General features: G+C 40.8%; 20 protein-coding genes. 3 read left to right on the top strand and 17 right to left on the bottom strand.

Annotation, left to right across the window (positions count from 1 at the left end; translation table 11 throughout):
- Positions 1-11: 11 nt before the first annotated feature.
- From coaD to D6856_RS00065, 8 genes are all read right to left on the bottom strand, one after another.
- Positions 12-497 carry a pantetheine-phosphate adenylyltransferase gene (gene coaD / locus D6856_RS00100; RefSeq protein ID WP_092246949.1) on the bottom strand — a complete coding sequence of 162 codons (486 nt, stop codon included), beginning with the start codon at positions 495-497 and terminating at the stop codon, positions 12-14.
- Positions 494-1051, bottom strand: a complete 558-nt coding sequence (gene rsmD, locus D6856_RS00095) for a 16S rRNA (guanine(966)-N(2))-methyltransferase RsmD (protein ID WP_120685244.1) — start codon at positions 1049-1051, stop codon at positions 494-496. Before rsmD ends, coaD begins: the two co-directional genes overlap by 4 nt.
- Positions 1048-3285, bottom strand: a complete 2238-nt coding sequence (locus D6856_RS00090; protein WP_120685243.1) for a DNA gyrase/topoisomerase IV subunit A — start codon at positions 3283-3285, stop codon at positions 1048-1050. Before D6856_RS00090 ends, rsmD begins: the two co-directional genes overlap by 4 nt.
- A gap of 30 nt (positions 3286-3315) precedes the next feature.
- Complete coding sequence (locus tag D6856_RS00085) at positions 3316-5238, bottom strand: DNA gyrase/topoisomerase IV subunit B (protein ID WP_120685242.1); 1923 nt, start codon at positions 5236-5238, stop codon at positions 3316-3318.
- 51 nt (positions 5239-5289) lie between these two features.
- Entirely contained in the window at positions 5290-6159 is an 870-nt protein-coding gene (locus tag D6856_RS00080) for a DegV family protein (RefSeq protein WP_120685241.1), read from the bottom strand.
- A 69-nt stretch (positions 6160-6228) separates the two neighbouring features.
- On the bottom strand, positions 6229-8298 hold the full coding sequence (gene recG / locus D6856_RS00075) for an ATP-dependent DNA helicase RecG (RefSeq protein ID WP_120685240.1): 2070 nt from the start codon (positions 8296-8298) through the stop codon (positions 6229-6231).
- Positions 8299-8388: 90 nt separating this feature from the next.
- On the bottom strand, positions 8389-10164 hold the full coding sequence (locus D6856_RS00070; RefSeq protein WP_120685239.1) for a DAK2 domain-containing protein: 1776 nt from the start codon (positions 10162-10164) through the stop codon (positions 8389-8391).
- A 35-nt stretch (positions 10165-10199) separates the two neighbouring features.
- Entirely contained in the window at positions 10200-10562 is a 363-nt protein-coding gene (locus D6856_RS00065) for an Asp23/Gls24 family envelope stress response protein (RefSeq protein ID WP_092246928.1), read from the bottom strand.
- Between the two features lie 209 nt (positions 10563-10771).
- Between D6856_RS00065 and rpmB the strand changes: the two genes are divergently transcribed.
- Entirely contained in the window at positions 10772-10957 is a 186-nt protein-coding gene (gene rpmB, locus D6856_RS00060) for a 50S ribosomal protein L28 (RefSeq protein ID WP_092246925.1), read from the top strand.
- Positions 10958-11040: 83 nt separating this feature from the next.
- Here the strand turns inward: rpmB and D6856_RS00055 are convergent, their stop codons facing one another.
- From D6856_RS00055 to D6856_RS00040, 4 genes are all read right to left on the bottom strand, one after another.
- Complete coding sequence (locus tag D6856_RS00055) at positions 11041-13053, bottom strand: right-handed parallel beta-helix repeat-containing protein (RefSeq protein ID WP_120685238.1); 2013 nt, start codon at positions 13051-13053, stop codon at positions 11041-11043.
- Between the two features lie 22 nt (positions 13054-13075).
- Complete coding sequence (locus D6856_RS00050) at positions 13076-13945, bottom strand: carbohydrate ABC transporter permease (RefSeq protein ID WP_120685237.1); 870 nt, start codon at positions 13943-13945, stop codon at positions 13076-13078.
- 2 nt (positions 13946-13947) lie between these two features.
- Entirely contained in the window at positions 13948-14859 is a 912-nt protein-coding gene (locus D6856_RS00045) for a carbohydrate ABC transporter permease (protein WP_120656632.1), read from the bottom strand.
- A gap of 121 nt (positions 14860-14980) precedes the next feature.
- The gene (locus D6856_RS00040; RefSeq protein ID WP_158588782.1) at positions 14981-16423 is read right to left on the bottom strand and encodes an extracellular solute-binding protein; all 1443 of its coding nucleotides are present in this window, start codon (positions 16421-16423) and stop codon (positions 14981-14983) included.
- A 366-nt stretch (positions 16424-16789) separates the two neighbouring features.
- On the opposite strand from D6856_RS00040, the gene D6856_RS00035 reads away from it, so the two are divergent.
- The gene (locus D6856_RS00035; protein ID WP_120685235.1) at positions 16790-17785 is read left to right on the top strand and encodes an AraC family transcriptional regulator; all 996 of its coding nucleotides are present in this window, start codon (positions 16790-16792) and stop codon (positions 17783-17785) included.
- Here the strand turns inward: D6856_RS00035 and D6856_RS00030 are convergent.
- Genes D6856_RS00030 through D6856_RS00020 form a run of 3 tightly spaced genes read right to left on the bottom strand, consistent with a single transcriptional unit; the run spans position 17748 to position 19828 of the window.
- Positions 17748-18164 carry a hypothetical protein gene (locus tag D6856_RS00030; protein WP_120685234.1) on the bottom strand — a complete coding sequence of 139 codons (417 nt, stop codon included), beginning with the start codon at positions 18162-18164 and terminating at the stop codon, positions 17748-17750. The two genes, D6856_RS00035 and D6856_RS00030, sit on opposite strands and share 38 nt — an antisense overlap.
- Positions 18161-18931, bottom strand: coding sequence for a hypothetical protein (locus D6856_RS00025; protein ID WP_120685233.1), 771 nt, complete (start codon positions 18929-18931; stop codon positions 18161-18163). The genes D6856_RS00030 and D6856_RS00025 overlap by 4 nt, the downstream gene beginning before the upstream one ends.
- A gap of 18 nt (positions 18932-18949) precedes the next feature.
- Positions 18950-19828, bottom strand: a complete 879-nt coding sequence (locus tag D6856_RS00020) for a hypothetical protein (RefSeq protein ID WP_120685232.1) — start codon at positions 19826-19828, stop codon at positions 18950-18952.
- 182 nt (positions 19829-20010) lie between these two features.
- On the opposite strand from D6856_RS00020, the gene D6856_RS00015 reads away from it, so the two are divergent.
- A complete protein-coding gene (locus D6856_RS00015; protein WP_120685231.1) occupies positions 20011-24261 on the top strand; it encodes a 2-hydroxyacyl-CoA dehydratase in 4251 nt (1416 codons plus the stop codon).
- A 99-nt stretch (positions 24262-24360) separates the two neighbouring features.
- Here D6856_RS00015 and D6856_RS00010 read toward each other — a convergent pair whose 3' ends face one another.
- Entirely contained in the window at positions 24361-24777 is a 417-nt protein-coding gene (locus D6856_RS00010; protein WP_120685230.1) for an immunity 70 family protein, read from the bottom strand.
- Between the two features lie 16 nt (positions 24778-24793).
- Positions 24794-25336: hypothetical protein (locus tag D6856_RS15110; protein ID WP_199704093.1), on the bottom strand; the 543-nt coding region annotated here is incomplete at its 5' end.

Raw genomic sequence — 25336 nt, 5'->3', positions numbered from 1 at the left:
TCCCCCTAACTTTATCTATTTCCATACTTGTCCTTAAGTGCCTGTTCTACATGCTCGGGAACACAAGGAGAAACGTCTCCGCCGTAGCTTGCAACCTCTCTTACAACAGAACTGCTAAGGTATGAATACTTAAGGTTCGTTGTAAGGAAAACGGTATCAACCTCGTTGTGAGAAAGTTCCTTGTTGGTCTGAGCAATCTGAAGTTCGTACTCGAAATCAGTGATAGCTCTAAGCCCCCTAATGACAATATGGATATCTTCTTTTTTGCAATAATCTATAAGTAGTCCGTCAAAAGACTCAATAACAGCATTATTAACGCCCTTTAAAGACTCTTTTAACATTTTAACACGTTCGTCCAGCGTAAACAATGGAGTTTTGGCAGAATTACACATCACAGCCACTATTACCTTATCAAACATTGTGGACGCACGCTTTATTATATCGAGATGACCGTAAGTAACAGGGTCAAAACTTCCGGGATAAACCGCTACCTTCATGCTTTGTCCTTTCTATACAGAAATACATGCTTATTATTCTTGTATTCCTTCTCTCTTCTGACTTCAAATCCGTAATCCTCGGCAAAAGAAAAATCGAGGTCAACGGGGCTCTCGGCAATGATCATAGTATTTTCTGTCACATAACTCATTGCCTGTAACTGAGCGAGAGTTCTTTCATATAGATCTCCGTGATACGGAGGATCCATAAAGATGATATCAACTTCTTTTTCGTGTATATTTCTAAGAGCTATAACCACGTTCTGCTTAAAAACAGTGGCATCTTCCTCGAAGTGCGTTGTCTTAAGATTGGCAAGGATGCATTTGTACGGCGCTGCGGCATTCTCGACAAAATATGCTCTTGTTGCGCCTCTCGATAAAGCCTCTATACCGATACCTCCGCTTCCGGAAAACAGATCAATAAATACCGATCCCGGAACCTGATTCTGTATCATATTAAATAATGTCTCTTTTATCCTGTCTTGTGTAGGTCTGGTATCATTTCCTTCAGGAGTGACAAGTTTTAGTCTTCTTGCCGAACCTGCAATTACTCTCATAATCTCACCTTCGTGCCTTTTGTATCTCTGCTTGTGATCTTAAGATGGCTAAGCTCAACCTTTTTATCGTTATGCTCAACCTGCTTCTCTTCCATGTCATTTAAATAATAGACATCTCTGATGAAGTCATTCTTTCCAAGTCTCATTCCTCTTACGCCGACAGCAGCCTTCTTTTTCTCAGGTATAGTCTCAACAAAAAATCTAAGGAAGAAACCTTCGTTTGATTTAAGTATAACAGTTTTTTGCTCATGTAGTATCTCTACACTTACAACTTCATCATTATCATTTAATTTGGTCGCAGCGACCGTTCTCTTAGAAACATCGAATTCACCGCCGTCTACAACCTTCATCATTGCAGTTTTGGTTGTGAAAAGAACTCTGTAAAGATTAAGGTCTGACTGACTTGATGCAAGAACGATAGTCTCTTTGGAAGTATCAAAATTGCTGACGTTGTCAATCGGCACACCCTTGTCTCTCATCTTGCCCTGAGGAAGATCTGTAGCCTTTACCGTATGCAGATTACCTGTATTGGTAAAGAAGCATACCTTACCTGTATTCTTCATGATAAATGAGAACTTGAATTCGGCTTCAATAGTCTCTTTATTCTTTTCATATGTTGTTGCGTCGATAGTCTTTGCATATCCGAACTTATCCATAATAAACGCAACATCCATCTCTTCGATTGGCTTTTCTTCGTATACGGCAGTCTCACGATTCTCGATAAGTGTCTTACGTTCTGCCTTATACTCTTTTTTGATCCTGTTAAGATCATTCTGGATAACCATGGACATTGATTCGTGGCTGTCCAGGATATCCTCGTATCTGTAGATATTGGCTACAGTCTGCTCGTGGTCTTTGATCAGAGCGTCAAGTTCAAGTCCGATGAGCTTATATAATCTCATCTCAAGAATTGCATCAGCCTGCGGCTCAGTAAAAAGAAGCTGTGCGGCCATTGCTTTGGATTCTCTGGATTTAAAGTTTATCCCGTCCGTAACACCGTTAACAAGACAGTTCTTAGCCATTGCTCTGTCTTTGGAGCCTCTTAGTATCTCAATAACAAGGTCGATTACATTACAAGCCTTGATAAGGCCTTCCTGTATCTCTTTTTTCTCCTGCTCTTTCTTTAAAAGAGTCGTATATTTCCTTGTCGCAACTTCAAACTGGAAATCTGCGCATGCACGCATGATTTCTCTAAGAGACATTGTTTCCGGTCTTCCGTTGTCGATAGCGAGCATGTTTACACCGAAGGTATCCTCAAGCTTGGTCTTCTTGTAAAGAAGATTGGTGAAGTTCTCAACATCGGTGTCCTTCTTAAGTTCGATAACTATTCTGATACCTTCTTTGGAAGACTGGTTGGAAATATCGATAATGTCATTGGTGATCTTCTTCTCGGCCAGCTCGGCAACATCTGCCATAAACTTACCGATTCCGGCACCGATCATTGTATAAGGAATCTCGGTAATAACAAGATTTATATGACCGTTCTTACCCTTCTCTGTTTCAACCTTACCGCGAACTCTGATCTTACCTGTACCTGTCTCATAGATATCTTTAAGTTCGTCTTTATTAATAACGATACCGCCTGTGGGGAAATCGGGTCCCTTTATGTATTTCATAAGATCAGCGGTTGTAAGTGTATCATCCTGAATATATGCGATCTCGGCATCGATAACTTCAGCAAGATTGTGAGGCGGCGTACTTGTAGCCATACCAACGGCGATACCTTCCGATCCGTTTATAAGGAAATTCGGTATCTTAACGGGAAGAACCGCAGGTTCTTTCTCGGTCTCATCAAAGTTGGGAAGAAAATCAACTACGTTTTTGTCCAGATCTTCAAGGAAGTTTTCCTGTGTTATCTTGGAAAGTCTAGCCTCTGTATAACGCATTGCGGCAGCGCCGTCACCCTCGATGTTACCGAAGTTACCGTGACCGTCGACAAGAGGAACGATCTTCTTGAAGTCCTGTGTCATTACAACAAGACAGTCATAGATTGAACTGTCGCCGTGAGGATGATATTTACCCATCGTATCACCGACGATTCTGGCACTCTTTCTGTAAGGCCTGTCATATCTTATTCCGAGCTCATACATATCGTAGAGAGTTCTTCTCTGAACGGGCTTAAGACCGTCTCTGATATCGGGAAGCGCACGCGCAACGATAACGCTCATCGCATAGTCTATGAATGACTTTTGCATTATGTCCGAATATTCGGTTCTGATAATTCTGTCTTCCATAAATCACTCCAAATTATTGGTCAAAAAATCTTAAATATCAAGCTCTGCGTCTGTCGCATGCTGATGAATAAACTCTCTTCTGGGTGGAACGTCAACGCCCATCAAAAGCTCTGTCATATGAGAAGCCATCTTGGCGTCCTCAATTTCAACAGCCTTGAGAAGTCGTCTTTCGGGATCGAGTGTTGTCTCCCAAAGCTGCGCGGGATCCATCTCACCAAGACCCTTATAGCGCTGAAGTGTAAAGCTGCCTTTATGAGCATTTCTGTACTTGGCAAGAGCATTGTCGTCATACAGATACTCTTCCTTGCCTTTTGAAGGCATAGCTTTGTAAAGAGGTGGCATGGCGATATATACATGCCCCTGATAGATAAGCTCCGGCATAAATCTGTAGAATAAAGTCAAAAGAAGTGTCGCGATATGTTCACCGTCGACGTCGGCATCGGCCATGATGATGATCTTGTCATATCTTAGCTTGTTAATATCAAAGTCATTGCCGTATCCTTCGGAAAAACCGCATCCGAATGCATTGATCATGGTTTTGATCTCGGCATTAGCAAGAACCTTGTCGATACTTGCTTTCTCGACGTTAAGAATCTTACCTCTGATGGGAAGGATTGCCTGATAATTACGATCTCTTGCCATCTTGGCGCTACCACCCGCGGAATCTCCCTCTACGATGAAGATCTCGCACTTGGAAGCATCTTTACTTATGCAGTTTGCAAGCTTGCCGTTTGAGTCAAAAGAATACTTTTGCTTGGTAAGCATATTCGTCTTGGCTTTTTCTTCAGTCTTTCTGATCTTTGCTGCCTTTTCTGCACAGCCGATGATAGACTTAAGGCACTCCAAATTACGGTCAAAAAATCTTGTAACCTCATCATTGGTTATCTTGGATACGATCTTGGCTGCATCCTGGTTATCAAGCTTGGTCTTGGTCTGACCTTCAAATCTTGGATCGGGATGCTTGATCGAAATAACCGCGGTCATACCGTTTCTAACATCGGTACCGGTAAAGTTGGCATCCTTATCTTTTAATATATTAAGCTCTCTTGCGTACTGATTGATGATATTGGTAAACATTGTCTTAAAGCCGGTAAGATGCGTACCGCCTTCGGCATTATAGATGTTATTACAAAATCCGAGTACATCCTCGTGGAATTCATTGACGTACTGGAAAGCAACTTCTACTTCTACGCCTTCGCTCTCTCCACTAAAAGAAACAACGTCGCACACGGCTTCTTTGGATTTGTTCATATCCTTGATAAAGCCTGTGATTCCGTCGGGTTCATGGAATTCAATGTATTCCTCGACACCGGGTCTTTTGTCTTCAAAAATAATAGTAAGTGAAGGATTGAGATAAGAAGTCTCGTGAAGCCTTGATTTTATATCATCTTCTTTGAATCTTGTCTTTTCAAAAATAGTGTCATCGGGAAGGAAGTTGATGGTTGTTCCCGTTTCTTTTGTTGTTCCGACAGGATCGAGAAGTCCCTTATTAAGTTTGGTTGTGGGAATTCCTCTCTCATAGCTGTCTTCATAGATAAATCCGTCTTTTTTTATCCTGACACTCATTCTTGTAGAAAGAGCGTTAACTACGGATGAACCTACACCGTGAAGACCTCCGCTTGTTTTATATGCATTATTATCAAACTTACCGCCGGCATGAAGCATGGTAAGAACAACACGCTCTGCTGTTATGCCCTTAGCGTGCATTCCAACGGGAATTCCTCGTCCGTTATCTTCTACCGTGGCTGAGCCGTCGGCTTCCAATGTTACATGGATCTGTGTGCAGAAACCTGCAAGATGTTCATCAACCGCATTGTCTACAATCTCGTAAACAAGGTGATTAAGGCCTCTTGTGGTCACGCTTCCGATGTACATACCGGGACGCTTTCTGACCGCTTCAAGACCTTCTAAGACAGTGATACTGGAAGCATCATATTGTTCGTATGAAGCCATTTGTGTAAACCCCTTTGCAAAACTTTAATATCAAAATAATCTATTACCGCATCAAAAATGCAGTTTTCTTGTGACCGCAAGAGCAAGCGCTCCGGGTCCTATATGACATGAAACAGATAAAGATAAGGGATCCATATGAACCTCGTGGCCGGGGAATGCAGCCTCTACCTCTTTTTTCCATTCATTTGCAGCCTCAGTGTCATGAGAATAGGCTATTTCTATCCAGAAGTCGCCTGCCTCCATACCGCCGAATCTGTTCTCAATATCGTTCTTAACGGCTGTAAGCATAATGTTCTTACCTTGAGAAGTTGTACGAGCTTTGGCAAAAGCATCGAGTTTCTCACCCTGGATCTGCAGAACGGGCTTAAGTCTTAAAAGCGTTCCGAGCGCAGCCGCTGCGGGTGTGATCCTTCCGCCCTTTTTAAGATAATAAAGAGTATCGAGCATAATATAAATGCTGGACTCAAATTTGGTATCAAAAAGCTTTTTGGAAATCTCTTCAGCAGAAAAGCCGGCATCAGCCATAGCCTTGGCATCTATTGCGGACTGTCTCTGTGTCACGGATATTCTCTGATTATCAACAACAAAGACCTTACCTTCATATTCCTCGCCGGCAAGCATAAATGCACTCTGACAAGAACCCGAAAGTCCGCTGCTCATAGGGATATAAACTATCTCATCGTATTCTTTGAGAAGCTCATCCCAAAGTGTCATAAGAGAATCGGGTGTGGGCTGACTGGTCGAAACCTCAGCGTTACCCGTGAGTTTCTCATAAAACTGTTCCTGAGTAAGATTGATATCTTCGAAAAACTCTTCGTTATTTATCATAAAGGGCATCGGTACAACATATATGCCAAGTTCCTTAGCCTGTGATTGTGTAATTCCACTGTTACTGTCCGTAACTATCGCAACTTTAGCCATTCTAGCAATTTCGACAAAAATGCCGATAATCCTCCTATTTTCATCCTGTTTAATAAAATAAGTTTACTTTTATAGCGTTGTAAAGTCAATAAAATTTGCAGATTTTGTGCTTATCTTATTCTTTAACACACTATGTTGTGGAAGAGACAATTCCGGATCGCTTGCCAAAATTCTGTCCGCATCCATCGCAGCTTCTTTTACAAGATCGCTGTCATGATAGATATCACCAACTCTAAAACACAGTTCACCGCTCTGTCTTACGCCGAAAAGATCTCCGGGACCGCGCTGCTCCAGATCCTCCCTTGCAATCTCAAAACCGTCATTAGATCTGTTCATAATATCCAGTCTTTTCTTGGTCTCATCCGATTCAGAAGTATTGATAAAGATACAATATGATTGCGCATCTCCTCTTCCGACTCTTCCCCTTAGCTGATGTAGCTGAGATAGGCCGAATCTTTCGGCATTTTCGATCATTATTACAGTAGCGTTGGGAACATCGATTCCGACTTCGATAACCGTTGTTGAAACCAAAACATCGATGTCCTTCCTTGCAAAAGACTCCATTATCTCATCTTTTACAGCGGGTTTCATCTTACCGTGAAGTATTCCCACCTGTATGTTTGAAGGAAGCGCGGAGCGAAGTTTTTCCGCATATTCCATGACATTTTCCGCACCGTTAAGCTCGCCCTCTTCGATCATCGGGCAGATGACATAAGCCTGGTGCCCCTCTTCCACCTGTTTATTTATAAATTTATAGGCGGTATCTCTGTAATCGGTTCCTACAACGCAGTTCTTGATCGGAAGGCGTCCTTTCGGAAGCTCATCGATAACAGAAATACTCAGATCTCCGTATAAGATGATCGCAAGAGTACGTGGAATCGGAGTCGCGCTCATTGCAAGAACATGCACGTTCTCACCTTTTCCGGCAAGAGATTCTCTTTGTCTTACGCCGAATCTGTGCTGCTCATCGGTAACGACCAAAGCAAGGTTCTTATAACTGACTTTTTCCTGAATAAGCGCATTGGTTCCGATGATACAATTAACTTCACCGTTTGCGATAAGTTCTTGTGCGTTTCTCTTATCTTTTGCGGAAAGAGATCCTGTCAAAAGAATCGGTTTAAGCGCAGTAATCTTGTATTTATCTATCATCTTTTTGAAATTCTCAAAATGCTGCGCTGCAAGTACTTCCGTCGGTGCCATTATAGCGCCTTGATATCCGTTTGCCGCAGCTGTCAAAAGAGCCATAAACGAAATGATAGTCTTACCTGAACCAACATCACCCTGAATAAGCCTGTTCATCACTTGTTTTCCCGAAAGGTCGTTTAATATATCATTCCATGCTTTTTTCTGTGCGCCGGTCAGATCATAAGGAAGCTGTTCCAATAATCTGTTTACATCAGATACTTCTATCATGGGAAAAGAGTTAAGAATCTCTTTTTGCGACAACTTTAAAAGTCGAAGCTTTAAAATAAATAAAAGAAATTCATCATAAGCAAGCCTTCTTCGGGAATCCTCAAGTTCTTTTGAATTCTTTGGGAAATGGATTCCGTATGCAGCTTCTGAATAAGATACAAGATTAAGCTTATTTATCAAATCTTCCGGAAGATATTCTTCAAGCTTGCCGGCGTTTATAAAGGTCTGTTCTACAGCCTTGGTCACTGCATTGTTGGTAAGTCCTTTTACAAGTGAGTATTTCGGTCTCATACTACCCGATAAAGCAGCATATTCCTCAATCTTGTACATCTTTGGCTGATCCATGTAAAAGAAATTGCCCTTTTTACGGGTGATTCCTCTGAAAATATGCGTTGTTCCGGATTTTAGACTATTAATAAGATAAGGCGCGTTAAAATATGTCATCTTAATCTTGCCGGTTTGATCCGCGGCTTCAAAAGAAAGAATTGAAAGATTACGAACACGTCTTTTTGAAACAGAACCGACAATGGTGAGCTTCATTGCGCACATCTGTCCTTCCGAGGCATCGCAAGCGTTTTTGACATCACCGAAATAGTCATAATCTCTCGGAAAATAGGTCAAAAGATCCCCACATGTATAAATTCCGCACTTATTAAAAAGCTTACCTGTCTTGTCGCCGACTCCTTTAAGGTCGGTTATAAGCTCGGAAAGTTCTCTTTCTCCCATAACAAAACCTCATCTGCTGATTACTTATTAAAATATAAGCCGGGTAAAAATAAACCCGGCTTATAAGAAAATCGATATTTAAATTATACCTTATTCTGCAGAAACAATGTAGTAGTAAATAGGCTGTCCGCCAAACTGAAGTTCAACATCACATGAAGGGAATTTCTCGGAGATTCTCTCTCTGAGAGCTTCTGCGTCCTTCTCGTCAACTTCATCACCGTAATATACACTGATAAGCTCAAGATCATCGTCCATCATCTTATCGAGCATATCGAATGTAACATCGGCTATCTCGCCGCCGACAGCAAGAATACCGGAATCTCCGATACCCATGTAGTCACCCTGCTTGATCTGAACATCATCTATAACCGTATCTCTTACGGCGTAAGTAACTTCACCTGTATTAACTGTTCCGAGAGCCTCTGTCATAGCCGCAACATTGTCCTCGACAGGAGTATCGGGCACATAGTTGATGATCGCTGTGATACCCTGAGGTACAGTCTTTGAAGGAACTACAACAATCTTCTTATCGGAATCATTGTCTTCCGACATGATAGCTGCCTGATTTGCCGCAAGAATAATATTCTTATTATTAGGAAGTACAATAACGGTATCGGCATTGACCTTATCAACAGCATCGAGAATATCAGCTGTAGAAGGGTTCATTGTCTGACCACCCTCAATAACGTAATCTACACCAAGTCCTCTGAAGATATCGGCAAGTCCGGAACCTGCGCATACGGTTACAAAGCCGACTTCCTTGTGAGGCATCTCAGGTTCAGCAGCCTTGGGAGCTTCTGTTTCAACCTTCTTTCCGATAGGAATATCATCACCGGGAAGATATGTGGGTGTAAGCTCTGCAGCTCCGTTAATCTCTGTCTCTATCTCAGCCCATGATCCGTCATTGTTCTCATGGAAAAGCTTCTCTCTGTGCTCCATTCTCATGTTGTCAATCTTCATGTTTGAAAGCTGACCGTACATGAGAGCTCTCTGGATCGCAAGTCCGGGATCGTTGGAATGAACGTGCACTTTACAGATCTCATCATCTGCAACCATAACAATCGAATCACCGATGGATTCAAGGAAATTCTTGAAATCAATCTCCTGCTTAATATTAAGAGGCTTAGAAAGAAGAACAATAAACTCTGTACAATAACCGAATTTGATATCCTCTTCCTTGGGCTCTCCCATTGTCTTGGCACCGGGAGTAACCTGCTCTTCTGTAATGGTAATATCGATCTCTTTGCCGAGATATCCGTCAAGAGCACCCTTAAGAACCTGTACAAGACCCTGTCCGCCGGAATCCACAACACCTGCCTGTTTAAGAACAGGAAGCATATCGGGAGTCTTGGCAAGAACTTCGTCTGCGTATTTAATGACTTCGCTGCAGAAAAACTCGATATCTTCAGTACCTTCTACAGCTAGCTCGTGTGCTTTCTCGCTTGCGCCCTTGGCAACGGTAAGAATTGTACCTTCCTTGGGCTTCATAACTGCCTTGTAAGCAGTCTCTACAGCTTTATCAAAAGCTTCGGCAAGAATACTTACATTAACTTCGTCGTGCTCTTTTACAACCTTTGTGAAACCTCTAAGCAACTGAGAAAGGATAACTCCGGAGTTACCTCTTGCTCCGCGAAGAGATCCTGAAGAAATCGCTTTGCATATTGCAGACATATCTGCGTTGTCGCCAAGAGATCCAACCTCTTTGGCTGCTGACATGATGGTCATTGTCATGTTGGTACCGGTATCGCCGTCGGGAACGGGGAAAACATTAAGTTCGTTGATCCATTCTTTCTTAGCTTCGAGATTCTTGGCACCGGTCAAGAACATTTTTGACAACATCTTAGCGTCAATTACATTATTACTCAAAACAAAAATCCTCCTAGAACTTGCAGTCGATAGAATTAATCAATTACGCGGACACCCTCGATATAGATGTTAATCTTCTCGATCTCAAGTCCAGTAAATTCTTCTACTTTATATTTAACATTGTCTATAAGGTTATCAGACACTGCCGAAATACTAACACCATAAGCAACAATGACATGAAAGTCAAGTATAAGCTTATTATTGGAATCAAGAGATACGTTGATACCCCTTGTCATAGAATCGATCTTTAAAAGGCTGACAAGTCCGTCCTTAACATTGACATTGGCCATACCTACGATACCAAAGCATTCCATTGCAACAGCACCTGCGTACTGAGCTATAACCTCGTTATCGATTGATATACTACCCATGTGAGTGTTCATAGAAGAAGCCTTCATATTATTCCTCCTTAATGCGATAGCCCATGGGACCACCGTTTTCGCATACATATAGTATTATAATAGCAGTTCTCCAAAAAATAAACTACAAATTTTGCATATTTTACTTGCATTCTGTATATGTTTCTGCTAATATATCAATGTTGCGAACAAAGCAGCACAATATTGCTATAGAATTTGATTACATGGCTTATAAGGAGGTGTCAAAATTGGCTAAATGTGATATTTGTGGCAAGGGCGTTCATTTCGGTAACAACGTAAGCCATTCTCATAGAAGATCTAACAGAGTTTGGAAGTCTAACGTTCAGCACGTTGCAGTTAAGGTAAACGGCGGAACAAAGAGAATGCATGTATGTGCAGCTTGCCTTAGATCAAACAAAGTTGAGAGAGCTTAATCTCTTATAAACATGAATTTAAAGAGCGGTGATTTACTCACCGCTCTATTTTTATGCTCTATAATCTTTTTATTCAACAGGCTTTACTCAATCGAAAGCTTTCCGTAAAGCTCTTTCTTAGCATCTTCCGCTGTTGCAAAAGGCCCGGGAATAACTTCTGCTCTGCGATGTTCTCCGAGATAATCACTGTCAAATGTGATCGGTGTTCCGTCGGGGTTTTCAAACTTTTGCGAAGGTTCAAACGCTTCACCCAGAGTTTCTGTTGATATCATGTCTATCTTAAAGCCCTTAAGAACATCATAGATATTGGTATCAAGGAAGTACTTTCCGTCCTTTTCAATAACATCCACATGAACTTTTCCGGAGTTATCGGTAAATGCATTCTTTTCTTTTATATAACCGGTAGCACCCTCAAAATAAGCATTTCCGTCAATCCATACAGGTAAGTGACCGAAATGAGCGGATTCATGCTTTCTCATATTGGGATACTCTTCTTCCATATCAAACTGCAGTATCCACTCATCGAAAGTTGGATACTCATCAAAACAGTATGTTCCGACCTTTCTGTTTTCAGTATACTTATCCTCAGGTCTTGAATCGTTTCCTACAACCCAGTCTTCCGAAGGCCATTTCTGTATGAAGATATTATTATAGAAGCGGTCGTCTCCGTGAAGAATGGTCATAAAGCCCATAACTTCCGTTCTATGAGGCATATGATAAGGAGTATATCTCCATGTTGTTCCGTCTCCTACGAAGGTAAAAGAACCTGCGCAAAGATTATGCACCATCGCAACGCCTTGAGTGGCAATTCGAAGTGATACATCGGATAAAAGAATATTGTTATCTATAAGCGTCGGTCCATGGCTTACTTCTACAAATATATCCTGACATGTCATTCCGCCCTCAAGCTGTGTGGCAAATGAAGGGCGCTCATTATCATGTAAAAGATTCTGCGTAATTCTTGTACCCTGTGCTTCCCAGTCACACCAGATTCCCATTGTGCAGTGATGAATATGATTTCTTCTCATTGTAACATCGATGGCTGCATGCATCTTAATGCCGGCAATCTCTGCTCCGCCAAGCTCCATCATGTTGTTGATATGATGAATGTGATTATCTTCAATGGTACTGAAAACACCACCCATACGGCCGATAATACCGCCCTGCTCACAGTGATGAATGTTGTTTCTTCTGATAATATGTCCGCCTATCTTTCCTTTGATCCAACCATAGAATTGACCGCGGCAAACAGAATCTCTCTCCATCTGAGTGGGACTCTTTACATGCTTGGTTGTATAGAAATTGCTGTTTTCAGGATCATAATAGCGTCCAAGACAGATTCCGGCGCATTTACTTCCCCATATCTCACAATCTTCAATAATCCAGCCTCTGCTCCAATGAGGGCTGATCATACCGTCCTGATATGCTGCGGGCGGTGCCCATGTTGTTGCGGCTTTATTGATATTAAAGCCGCTAACGGTGATATATCCGATTCTTTCTTTGCTTGGCATAAAGCATTCACGTCTGACCGTGATTTCAACATTTTCTTTGTTGGGATCTGCGCCGCCGAAATTAGCATAGAAAATAGTTTCATCGGTTTTAGAATCCTGCTCTGCATACCATTTTCTCTTTGAGTTCTCGGGATCCCATGAGCATTCATATACTTTGGCTTCAAGACATTCATCGATGCTCAAAGCCTCATAAAGTGCTTCATCATTTAACCAAACACAACCTGTGTGTTTATTCGGAGTAGCAAAATACCAATCTCCGTAAACAAGCGTAGTATATGGATTGTATTCTCCAAAGATACTGTTCTTAACTTTGGTTACCCAAACATCACCCTTAAATTTGGTCCAATTCGTCAACTTTTCCGCTCCTGTGATAATTGCACCGAGCGGCTCACTGCTCTTATAAACTATACGCTCCTCTTCCGTTCCCGCGTTTATGGGATTGACATATTCTCTGTAAACTCCCGGAGCAACAAGTATCTCATCCCCCGGTTTCGCAATCTTGGCAGCTTCATTAATTCTTTTAAACGGAAGATTCTTGCTGCCGTTTCCATCGTGTAAAGCATTTACATCTACATAAATAACCATAAGAAAGCCCCTCTTTCTGTTATTAACCCTTAACAGCGCCTGCCATCATTCCTTTAACAAGTTTATCCTGGAAGATGATAAACAAAGTAATCATAGGAAGAACCGACAAAGTCAGAACTGCAAGGATAATGGGAATATCAAGCGAATGTTCACCTTTGAACTGTCCGAGCGCAAGAGGTAATGTCTTTTTTGCCGGAGTAATGATCAAAGTGTTTGCAAAAGCGAATTCATTCCACATTGATACGCCGTTATAAATAGCAAGTGTAGATAATCCCGATTTAGATAAAGGAAGTATCATCTTAAAGAAATTCTGATAGCGATTGCAGCCGTCGATTTCAGCAGATTCCTCTATCTCCTTGGGAATAGTCTTCATAAATGCAGTAAGTATAAATACCGACATGGGAAGCGCAAATGCTACATATGGTCCGATAAGTGACCAAAGTGAGTCATAGAGCCCGAATGTCTGAGTAAGTTTGAAAATAGGTATCAAAGTTACGTGCATCGGAACAGACATCATTGCAACTATAAGCGCATATATATACGGATTTAATTTAAACTTCATTCTCGCAAGCGGATATGCGGCAAATGATGATATTGCAAGCATAAGAACCAGAGATACTGCCACTACTATCACTGAGTTAAAGAAATAGCTGAAGAAACCGTGAGTTACAACATCTACGTAGTTCTTGAAATACCATGGATCCGGAAGGTGGAATACACCTTGCTGAAGCATATCAAACTGCTTACGGAATGAATTTATTATCATAAAGAAGAAAGGAGTAAGCGTAAGGGCAACCTGAACGCACGCAAATAAAATTGCAATTGTCCATGCAATCTTTGATTTTATCTTGGCCTTACGAAAATCCGAATCATCCAAATAGCCTTTTTCCATAATCAATACTCCTCCTTAACCTTAAATACCTTATTGAATAACAGTGCAATGGCGGTTATAAGCAAGAACATTCCCGCTGCAACCGTTGAACCGTAACCCATGTTGAACTGCTGGAACGAAAGCTTATACATATAAGTAGCCATAAGTTCTGTTGAACCCGCAGGTCCGCCCTGTGTCATGTTCCAGATCATATCAAAGTACTTAAGTGAACCTATAAGTGACATCGTGCATGCTGTCTTGAAGATAGGTCCCAAAAGAGGAATTGCGATATGTTTAATATACTGCCATCTTGTCGCACCATCGATAATGGCAGCTTCATAGATTGATGTGTCGATATTGCCGTAACCGGCTATAAAGTAAACCATATAGAAGGGAGTGAACTGCCAAGCCATAACACCTATGATCGTATATAAGGCATTGGGAGCCGTTCCCAAAAGATCTATGGTTGTTTTTTTACCTTGAATAATGCTTGCAAGCGAAGAAACAATACCTCCGTTGGTTGCAAGTGCATATACAAAAAGGAATGCGATAGCTACAGAACTCATAAGATACGGCAAAAACCATATGATCTTAAAAATATTGAATTTCTTGCCTCCCGCATCCAAAAAAGTAGCAAGAAGCATACCTAAAGGAATTTGTAAAAGAATGGAAAATACCATAACAATGAGATTGTGCCGGAAAGATTTCCAGAACATTTCATCTTTGATAAGTGCTTTCCAGTTGTCTAATCCGATAAATACTCTATCCGCAGAAATACCATTCCATCTGTTTCCGCTGATCGCAAAAGTATCGATTACAGGATAGATTATAAAAATCGCTATAAGCAAAAGCGCCGGTATCAGAAACACCGTTGCCGCTCTGGCTGTACTTCTCGCCTTAGCCTGAGCAAGGCTGACATTCTTCTCTTTTTTCACGTTATCTCCTTCCCGCCGCGTTCATTTAGTTAAAAGCTGCCTACAGGAATATTTATCCCTGCGGGCAGCTTTATTATCACTTTAGCCGCAGCGTATACTATCGTATACTCTTATAGCTTAATTACTGTTCAGCAATAGCTTTTTTCATTGCCGCATCGTGTTCTTCGCCTATCTCCTTAGGAGTCTTCTCAAGTCCGAAGAGCTCAGTCATGCAGTTCTTGTGTACTTCCGTTACAGAAGCGGGAAGATACTGGTCATACCAAAGCTGTACGTTTGAAGCGTTGAAGAATACATCAGCGATAATCTTCATGTTGGGATCGTCGATGTTTTCTTCCATTCCCTTGATTGAAGGCTGTGTTCCGCTTGTCATCTGATCGTTGTTATAAGTATCATCGTTGAAATACTGTGTTGCAAGAACATAGCAAGCATCAAGCATATCTTGGTCAACAGAACCGTCTTCCTTGAAGCAGTTGAATGACATACCCATACCGATTGCTGTGCCGATCTCAACGTCCTGAGGAACTCCCTTAGCCTTAGCTTCTGAATCTTCAGGGAAACGGAATACACCGAGATTCTCGTTGTACCACTCTTCACTGTCGTTCTTGATACCGGAAACCTGCCAAGCGCCATGAAGCATCATAGCTGCAGATCCGTCATAAAGAAGTGCTCTGTCCTGGTTGTCATCGGCTGAAAGTGAGTTAACACCGTCAGGGAAATATCCCTTCTTAACCCAATCCTGAATCTTTGTGCCTGCCCAGATAAATGCATCACTGGTAAATGTTCCGCCGTTCTCCTGTGTGTAAGCTGCATCAAATTCAGCATTTCCTGAATGACGAGCTACAAGGTACATATAATACATTGAACCTGTCCACTTTGATGCGTTTGCAAGTGTGAAAGGAATAATATTGTTCTCTTTAAGCTTCTCGCATACTGCTTCAAGCTCATCGATTGTTGTGGGAACTTCAAGTCCGAGATCCTTGAATATTGTCTTGTTATAGAAGATATCGCAGCCTGAAAGTCCGCCGAAAGGAATGGCAAGCATCTTGCCGTCATATGTTGACTGAGCTACAGCTGCATCAATAAATTCGGGATGATCATACTTTGCATACATTTCTGTAAGATCATTGGCATAGCCTGATTTATAATACTCAGCCATAGGGCCGCCACCCCAGTGAACGTAGATGTTTGGACACTGTCCTGAACTCATTGCAACTACAAGTTGCTGCTTATAGTTATCGTTCTGCTGATGTACCTGATTGATCTTGATGTTGGGATAATCTTTCATGAATCTCTGAACAGCACCTTCCTGTGTGCTCTTGGAAGGATCCTCTGTAGCGATATCCCAAAGTGTGATCTCCATAGGCTCTGTTGTAAGCGTAGGAAGATTCTTTCCGTCCGTCTGCTTTCCTGCTGAATCGGAAGCCTGTGCCGCGTCACCTGAAGCTGCGGGTGCGTTAGCATCAGAACCGCCCGCTGCGGGTGCTGATGAACTACTGCCACAACCTGCCAGTGTTGTTACAGTTAAGACTGTAGCTAAAATACTAGCCAATACCTTTTTATTCATACACTGTCCTCCTTTGTATGGATCGGATATTTTAGCGTCGTAAAACATCCATATTTTGAAACATAAATGTTTCCTACTTAGGACATACTATAAATGAACAGGATAATTATTGCTTATAAAAAGTTGCTATATAATATACCAAAATTGCTATTTTATCAGTGCGATTTTTTGTGCTAAATAAATTTTTGTGATTTTTACTATACAATATGTCGCTTTTTTGGGCATTATTTTATTTTGTATATGTTATAATTACTATTAGTTAAAGATAAATCTAAAATACTTTATGATTAACCACTGTTTTTAAAGCAATTTTATACTTATATCTAAAATAAAAAATTGCTTATTATAAAAAGGAGTTTTTGGGGGATGAAAAGTAGGATCGCCAGTGCTAAAGAAACCGTACAACACAAGATAAACACAAGCCTTCGAATGTATATCAACAAAATGCATTCGGATTATCCGCCGCACTGGCATACTGATATAGAGATTATCTGGCCCAAGGAAGCTCCGTACAAGATAATCTGCGAAAGTAAAACATATAACGTTGAAGTTGGCGACATTTTGCTTATCTGCCCTTCCGTTCTGCATGAGATCTTTTCGCTGTCTCCGGGTTCACGAATATATATCCAAGCCGATTTTTCGAGATTTACAGCCTTAAAAGAAATTGATAAGGCTTTCCGTCTTATGTCTCCTGCTCTTCATATCAAGAAAAAAACATGTCCAAGGGATATCTATGACCAGCTATGTGAATGGCTGATCAAGATAATGAACATAAACTTCGGGTCGGATCCTTCCCTCGACATGCATTACGACGATTATGACGAAAGTCTTATGGCTTATACCGAGCTTGCGCCATATGGTGAGCTTGAGATTTATTCCATTCTTATGCAGTTTATCGCGCTTTGCGGAAAAAATATAAATCTTATCAAAGATTCTGATTCGATTGCTACTTCTTCCGCTTTTAAAAATAGTATATCTCTTAGCAATGTATGTACTTATCTTTCGGAAAATTTTACTGAGGATATTTCTCTTGAGAGTGTTGCTGCCTTTGCGGGCTTCAGCAAATATCATTTTGAAAGAATATTTACGGAATATACAGGTATGACCTTTTATCAATACCTACAGAAAATGCGCATAAATTATGCGCAAACGCTTTTGTCAAACCCGGAACTGTCGATCACTGACATTTCCTATCAGGCAGGCTTTGCGAGCAGTACAGCGTTTACGCGTGCATTTAAGAAAACAACCGGCTATCCGCCTTCAAAGTTTAGAATGCTAAATGAGGAACAACACCCGCTTAGTGTGAACCGTCATTTTGCTAATTTCAGACCTGAAAACTCCAAAGACCGAGTTTTGAAATGATCAGCTCTCTGACTATCATTCCGAGCTTTTCTTTATCTTCGGTCGAGATTTTGGCAATCTCTTCTATTTTGTAGATCTTTTCTTTGAATCCTTTATCTTTTTTATCGGGATTCTTGTATATTGAGGTGCGAACTCTGCACCTTAATTGCTTTAAAACCTTATAATCGTACGTCTCTCTTGTAAGATAATAGATATGACTTTCAAGCGTATTAGAAAGATCGATATCATCTTTTATATACTTGGTTATAACAGTCTTAAACTTAAAAGGAACAAGTTCGTTCTGCAATAGTTCATTGTAATTATAGCGGGCTCCGAAGTAATATCTTTCGATATCCTGCATATAATATTTGAAATCATCTTCATTTATTATATTATTCATTTCTTTTTCTTGTCTGCTCCGCTATCAAGATCTTCGATATTATCAGCGCTAAATTCAATGGCTGTTCTGATCTTTTCTTCATCCCAGCCTGTTTCATCCATAAGCTCTTTTACAGTAACCTTTCTGCGAAGATCGTCGGCAAGTTCCTTGGCTTTATCGGCAACCTCCTGAACAAGCTTAAGAACCTTCTGTGCACCTGCATCTTCCGCGAGGTTGGCTTCAATGATGTTTTCCATTGCATCAAGCATGAGATTATAAAGAAATCCTTCAACTTCCGAAGGCTCTCCCACAGCATCAAGCATGGTCACACCTTTGGTAAGAGCAACATTTCCTTCTCCGATAAGGTCCTCGATAAATACGCCCTGATCCGCATACATCTTGGCTACATCAACGACAATAGGAAGATATATCTCTATAAGTTTGTTCTGAGCATTCTTATCTCCGGCAAGTGCGGCAATTGTCGTAGCTTCTTTTTCACCGTCGGAAACCTTGGGAAGAGCTTCAAGACTCTCAAGATAATCATTCAGATAATTGGATTCGTCTTCGGTAAGGTCTTCCTCGGAAAATACAGCTTCTTCATCGACACCTATCTTATGATTCTTAAGATAATCAAGCACCATTGTAAGCTGCTTATCATCAAGGTCAAGTTCGGAAAAAGCCTCAATTACTTCAGCTTTTGATATTGTATTTCTGTTTTCGCGGGCTGTTCTTGTAACACTCTTAAGTATCTCCGCAAATTCTTTTTCCTTATTATCTATGTTTCCCATCATGTCTCCTTATTGACATTATTTAACATGCTCATGTGTAAAAAGATGATCCTGGCAATATTCATAGTTGCCGTTACACTTGGAACAAAATCTGAACTCGAGATTCGGATCGTCCTCTTCCGTTCTGCCGCATACCGCGCATTTATGCCTTGTTATCCCTTTGGGTCTCATCTGAGTATTTCTCTTAAACTCGGTTCTTCTCTTTACTTCCTTGGGGCGCATATGATTGAGCTTACCAAGGCTTAAGTAAAAGAGCAAAAGATTGATCGCCTGCGAAAGAATCGCGAAAAACAGGAAATAATTAGAGCCCTTAACAGCCATGAAACTATTGTAAGCAAGTACCAGTCCGTAAAAGATTCCAAGCCACTTTACCTTAAGAGGAATAAACAGCATAAAAAGAACTTGCATATCCGGATAGCATATGGCAAAAGACAAAAATACCATCATCTGGATGTAATATGTACTGAATGCAGGTGAGTAAAGATTCATTATTGCGGCGAGCTGCTCCGAATTAAGCCCTAACACTTTGCTGTAGACAAGCAGTGTTGCAAAAGAAGCCACTATCATAAGGAGCATTCCGGTAAAGATAAAAAGATTATATCTAAAGCTACCGAGCGTCCTCTCCATAGTCGTTCCGACAAAATAATAGAACAACAATGTAATGATGATCAAAAGATCAAAGCTTCTCGGCGGAATAAGTACCCATGTGACAAGTCTCCATATCTGTCCCTTCAAGACAAGATACGGATCAAGAGATAAAAATCTCGTGATGTTTGCACTTGCAGGAGCAAACTGAAGTATGTAGCCGACAACATAAAGTCCGATTATATATTTGGTAAGGTTAACTATCGCATACCTTCCGATTTTTCTTTCCATTTTATCTATAAAATTATTCATAAGCATCCTCGATTCCTAAACTAAGCTGATCATTTGATTTTATCATCGCCCGAAGTTATTGTAAACATCGCATTCTTGAATGAGCCAAAGCCCTTTTTACAACTCTTTCGTAATTTGATTTTTGGGTATCCGTGCATTATAATTATTAAGCTTGTCTACTTATTATATAAGTGAGGTTTTTTATGATTTCTAAGGATTACACATTAGGCATTGATATTGGCTCAACCACGGTCAAAGTAGCTCTTCTTGACTGTGAGAAAAATATTGTTTTCTCCGATTACAAGAGACATTTTGCCAATATCCAGGAAACACTTGCAGAGCTTCTGTCAGAAGCAAAAGAAACTGCGGGAAATGTTACTCTTCATCCCGTGATCACAGGTTCCGGCGGACTTACACTCGCTAAACACCTTGATGTTCCTTTTGTTCAGGAAGTTATAGCTGTTTCCACTTCGCTTAAAGAGCTTGCGCCCAAGACTGATGTAGCTATCGAGCTCGGCGGTGAAGATGCCAAGATCATATATTTCGAAGGCGGAAACGTTGAACAGCGTATGAATGGTATCTGTGCCGGCGGTACAGGTTCTTTTATCGACCAGATGGCATCTCTTTTGCAGACTGATGCTTCCGGTCTTAATGAATATGCCAAAGATTACCATTCTCTATATACTATCGCCGCAAGATGCGGAGTATTTGCCAAATCTGATATTCAGCCTCTTATCAATGAAGGCGCTACCAAAGAAGACCTATCGGCTTCTATTTTCCAGGCTGTTGTCAATCAGACTATCTCAGGACTTGCCTGCGGTAAGCCCATCAGAGGACACGTTGCGTTTTTGGGTGGTCCCCTACATTTTCTTGACCAGTTAAAAGAAGCTTTTATAAGAACACTTAAACTTGATGAAGAACATACTATAAATACCGATAATTCGCATCTTTTTGCCGCTATCGGTTCTGCTCTTAATGCAAAAGAAGACACATTCTATACAATGGATGATATGGTATCCAAGTTATCTCACAAAATCGTTATGGATGCCGAAGTTGCAAGACTTGATCCGTTATTTAATAACGAAGATGAATATAAGTCATTCAGAAACCGCCAGGATCAGTATAAGGTTAAGACCAAGAAGCTTGATGATTATAAAGGAAATGCATTCCTTGGAATCGATGCGGGAAGTACAACGACAAAGTGTGCTCTTATCAGTGAAGACGGTGATCTTCTGTATTCGTTCTATTCAAGCAATAACGGAAGTCCGTTAAAGACCGCTATTTCTTCTATTCAGGAAATTTATAAGCTTAAGCCTGAAGATGTTCATATTACGCGTGCTTGCTCAACAGGTTACGGTGAAGCGCTTCTTAAGTCTGCGCTTTTACTTGATGACGGCGAAGTTGAAACAATCGCTCACTACAATGCTGCCGCTTTCTTTGACCCGGAAGTTGACTGTATCCTTGATATCGGCGGTCAGGACATGAAATGCATTCATATCAAGAATCAGTCCGTTGACTCGGTTCAGCTTAACGAAGCATGTTCATCGGGTTGCGGTTCATTTATCGAAACTTTTGCAAAATCACTCTCCTACAGTGTTCAGGATTTTGCCAAGGTTGCACTCTACGCCAAGTCTCCCGTTGACCTCGGAACAAGATGTACCGTATTTATGAATTCAAGAGTTAAACAGGCCCAAAAGGAAGGCGCCGATGTTGCGGATATTTCATCGGGTCTTGCATATTCCGTAATAAAAAATGCTCTGTTTAAGGTTATCAAAGTATCCGATGCCAAGGATCTCGGAAGCCATATAGTCGTTCAGGGCGGAACCTTCTATAATGATGCAGTGCTTAGAGCATTTGAGATTATTTCCGGCGCTGAGGCCATTCGTCCCGATATTGCAGGAATCATGGGTGCTTTCGGTGCGGCTCTTATCGCGAGAGACAGATTTAACGAGGATAGAAGTTACAAGACAACAATGCTCTCTATCGATCAGATAAACAATCTTGAATACAAGACCAGCATGACAACATGCCAGGGATGCACGAACCACTGCAGACTTACCATCAATAAGTTCACAGGCGGTCGTCAGCATATTTCAGGAAACAGATGTGAAAGAGGTATCGGTAAGGTCAAGAATGCCGACGGTATCCCCAATCTCTTTGAATACAAATATAAAAGAATGTTCAGATACGAGCCTCTTACTCCCGATAAGGCAAAAAGAGGTACTGTCGGCATACCCAGAGTTCTTAATTTCTATGAGAACTATCCTTTCTGGTTCACATTCTTTACAGAGCTTGGATACAGAGTTGTTCTTTCACCAAGATCAACTCATCAGATCTACGAACTTGGAATCGAATCAATTCCAAGCGAATCAGAATGTTACCCTGCCAAGCTCTCACACGGACATATCGAGTGGCTTATCAAACAGAAGGTTGATTTCATCTTCTATCCAGGACTTTTCTATGAAAGAGAGGAAGTTCCGGGTGCTACAAATCACTATAACTGCCCTATCGTCACTTCGTATTCCGAAAACATCAAGAATAACGTTGAGGCAATAACAGACGGTGATGTTAAACTAAGAAACCCTTTCATGGCTTTCACCAATCTTGAAGTTGCCACGAAGTCACTTGTAAAAGAGTTTTCCGAGATCCCTGCGGAAGAAGTTATAAAGGCTTCCAAGCTTGCCTGGGAAGAAATGGACAATATGAGAAAAGATATTGCTCATAAAGGCGAGGAAACTCTTCGTTGGATGAAAGAAAACAATAAACACGGTATTGTTCTGGCAGGTCGTCCTTATCATATCGATCCCGAGATCAATCACGGTATCCCTGATATGATCTGCTCTTACGGTGTTGCGGTTCTTACAGAAGACAGTGTTTCACATTTGGGAACACCTGACAGACCTCTTATCGTATCAGATCAGTGGATGTATCATTCAAGACTGTATGCTGCGGCTTCATTTGTAAGAACTAGAGAAGATCTGGATCTTATCCAGCTCAACTCATTCGGATGCGGACTTGACGCCGTTACTACCGATCAGGTCAACGACATCCTTTCTGGTTCAGACAAGATCTATACCTGCCTTAAGATTGATGAAGTCAACAATCTCGGAAGTGCAAGAATCCGTGTTCGTTCACTTCTTGCCGCTATACGTGTAAGAAAACAAAAGAATAAGATCCGAGATATCAGATCTACAGCCAATAAGAGAGTTATTTTCACGGAAGAAATGAGAAACAGATACACTATTCTGTGCCCTCAGATGTCTCCCATTCACTTTGATCTGTTAGAGCCGGCATTCTCATCCTGCGGATATAACTTTGTCGTAATGCAGAACGATAACAGACATGCGATAGATATGGGACTTAAGTACGTCAATAACGATGCCTGCTACCCTTCTCTTTGGGTTGTCGGTCAGATTATGGATGAACTTAGCAGCGGCAAATATGATCTTAATAAAGTTGCCGTTATCATGTCTCAGACAGGTGGCGGATGCAGAGCGACCAATTATATCGGCTTTATCAGAAGAGCTCTTAAAAAAGCCGGTATGGAGCAGATTCCCGTAGTATCACTTAATCTCTCTAAACTCGAAGCCAATCCCGGCTTTAAGATTGATAAGAAGATGTTCGTAAAAGCCGCTTACGCTGCTATTTTCGGCGATATATTCATGAAGTGCGTATACAGAATGAGACCTTATGAACAGGTTCCCGGTTCTGTTGATGCATGCCATCAAAAATGGCTCAAAGTATGCGTGGAATTCTTAACCGCCAAGCATAACAATATATTTAAATTTGAAAGCTTGTGCAGACAGATTGTTGAAGACTTTGATAAGATACCGATCACGGATGAAGTTAAGCCAAGAGTCGGCGTAGTTGGCGAGATCCTAGTAAAATACGCTCCGGCAGCAAACAATCACCTCGTAGAGCTACTCGAAGCAGAAGGTGCCGAAGCAGTTGTTCCCGAACTTATCGGATTTATGCTCTACTGCTTCTACAACCAGATTTATAAGGCAAAAGAGCTTGGAACAAGCCCTGTAACAGCGACACTTTGTAAGCTTGGAATATGGGTACTTGAAAGACTCAGAAGCGGAGCAACAAACGCTTACAAAAAGAGTGTTCACTTCACTCCTCCTGAGCCTATATACAAACTGGTTGAATACGCCGCTCCTATCGTAGATATCGGAAATCAGACAGGTGAAGGCTGGTTCCTTACCGGTGAAATGGTTGAGCTCATCAAGGAAGGGGCTTCAAACATCGTATGTACGCAGCCTTTCGGATGCCTTCCCAACCACGTAGTGGGTAAAGGCGTTATAAAGAAGATGCGCAACATGTATCCCGGATGCAATATCGTAGCTATCGATTACGATCCCGGTGCATCTGAAGTTAACCAACTTAACCGTATCAAGCTTATGCTCTCAACAGCTCAGAAGAAAGTTGATGATAACAGAAAACTAAGTTAGTATTATTTTTATATTAAAAAGCCCTATAAATGCTTTCTTTTTTATTCAGAAACCAAGCATTTATAGGGCTTTTTCATTCATTTTTTTCCAAGACAATTATTATAGTTTTGAAATCTTAACACTTTCCTTTTTTTCTATACCTGTCTCTAAAGCTCTTTTTAATACTTCAATTAAATCTTCACCATCGCTTGTCACAAAATAATTTGATAAATCTGTAATATCATCGCTAATATTATCTTCCCATGGTGGTTGCTTGGATAAATCTTCAATATCCCATACAACTTTATCAGGTGAGAATCTAGATAATTCATGTCTTATTTCATCTAATTCATTTATAGCATTATGAATATTTTCATATTTTAATTCTCCAGAATATAATTCATTCATAATAGTAGGAAATTTACTTCCCCAGTTCTTATCTTCTAAATTATACGCAATAGTTGAAAAAAAAGAATGTAAAAAATCTCCTGTTCCAACTTGAAACCAATAAAATTTGACTGTAAATCCTACTGACATATTATATCCCTCCAGATTATTTCTTAAAGTAAACCGTTATTCCTTCTTTAGTTCTTTCCATAATATCATTATATAAGCTTTCTAATTGCTCTTCAGTTACATTCTGACCACGTATATCTATTTGTACAGATTGTTTTGTACCAGCAGGTAATTCTTTTATTCGCTGATAATATTGTTTTTCTATATTTCTAGCTAGATTTGTTCTTCCACTCTGGCTTGTAAGATTGTAATTCTTGACATCTATACTACTACCTGGATTATAGTAATCTGGTCTAACACTTCCTTTAGTACCATATGGAACTTCTTCTCCATTTTTGAAAGAAACCTGCTCCTTATAATTAGGATAATCTTTTGCTGCATCTATTTCGGACTGTCTCCAAGAAGGACGTTTACAATCTTCAGATGCTGCTTTTGTAGAATTATTAGCTGTTTCCGTTAATTCTTTTACTTCTGCTCCATCTTTTGCGGCCTCAGCGGCATTACCGGCCTTCTTGACAACAACAGGATCCACCGCATATTTAGCCTTGCAGATATCCACAAGTTCGTTGAGCTGTGAGAA

Origin of the sequence: Butyrivibrio sp. XB500-5 (genome assembly GCF_003625505.1) — a bacterium.
Taxonomy (GTDB): Bacteria; Bacillota; Clostridia; order Lachnospirales; family Lachnospiraceae; genus Butyrivibrio.
This window is presented reverse-complemented; position numbering and strand designations above follow the sequence as displayed.

Coding starts and splice junctions, on each gene's coding strand:
- D6856_RS00025 (WP_120685233.1), bottom strand. CDS start 18,931: ATGGGAAACATAGATAATAAGGAAAAAGAATTTGCGGAGATACTTAAG.
- D6856_RS00035 (WP_120685235.1), top strand. CDS start 16,790: ATGAAAAGTAGGATCGCCAGTGCTAAAGAAACCGTACAACACAAGATA.
- coaD (WP_092246949.1), bottom strand. CDS start 497: ATGAAGGTAGCGGTTTATCCCGGAAGTTTTGACCCTGTTACTTACGGT.
- D6856_RS00085 (WP_120685242.1), bottom strand. CDS start 5,238: ATGGCTTCATACGAACAATATGATGCTTCCAGTATCACTGTCTTAGAA.
- recG (WP_120685240.1), bottom strand. CDS start 8,298: ATGGGAGAAAGAGAACTTTCCGAGCTTATAACCGACCTTAAAGGAGTC.
- D6856_RS00080 (WP_120685241.1), bottom strand. CDS start 6,159: ATGGCTAAAGTTGCGATAGTTACGGACAGTAACAGTGGAATTACACAA.
- D6856_RS00050 (WP_120685237.1), bottom strand. CDS start 13,945: ATGGAAAAAGGCTATTTGGATGATTCGGATTTTCGTAAGGCCAAGATA.
- D6856_RS00030 (WP_120685234.1), bottom strand. CDS start 18,164: ATGAATAATATAATAAATGAAGATGATTTCAAATATTATATGCAGGAT.
- D6856_RS00065 (WP_092246928.1), bottom strand. CDS start 10,562: ATGAAGGCTTCTTCTATGAACACTCACATGGGTAGTATATCAATCGAT.
- D6856_RS00015 (WP_120685231.1), top strand. CDS start 20,011: ATGATTTCTAAGGATTACACATTAGGCATTGATATTGGCTCAACCACG.
- D6856_RS00055 (WP_120685238.1), bottom strand. CDS start 13,053: ATGGTTATTTATGTAGATGTAAATGCTTTACACGATGGAAACGGCAGC.
- D6856_RS00020 (WP_120685232.1), bottom strand. CDS start 19,828: ATGAATAATTTTATAGATAAAATGGAAAGAAAAATCGGAAGGTATGCG.
- D6856_RS00040 (WP_158588782.1), bottom strand. CDS start 16,423: ATGAATAAAAAGGTATTGGCTAGTATTTTAGCTACAGTCTTAACTGTA.
- D6856_RS00090 (WP_120685243.1), bottom strand. CDS start 3,285: ATGGAAGACAGAATTATCAGAACCGAATATTCGGACATAATGCAAAAG.
- D6856_RS00010 (WP_120685230.1), bottom strand. CDS start 24,777: ATGTCAGTAGGATTTACAGTCAAATTTTATTGGTTTCAAGTTGGAACA.
- rsmD (WP_120685244.1), bottom strand. CDS start 1,051: ATGAGAGTAATTGCAGGTTCGGCAAGAAGACTAAAACTTGTCACTCCT.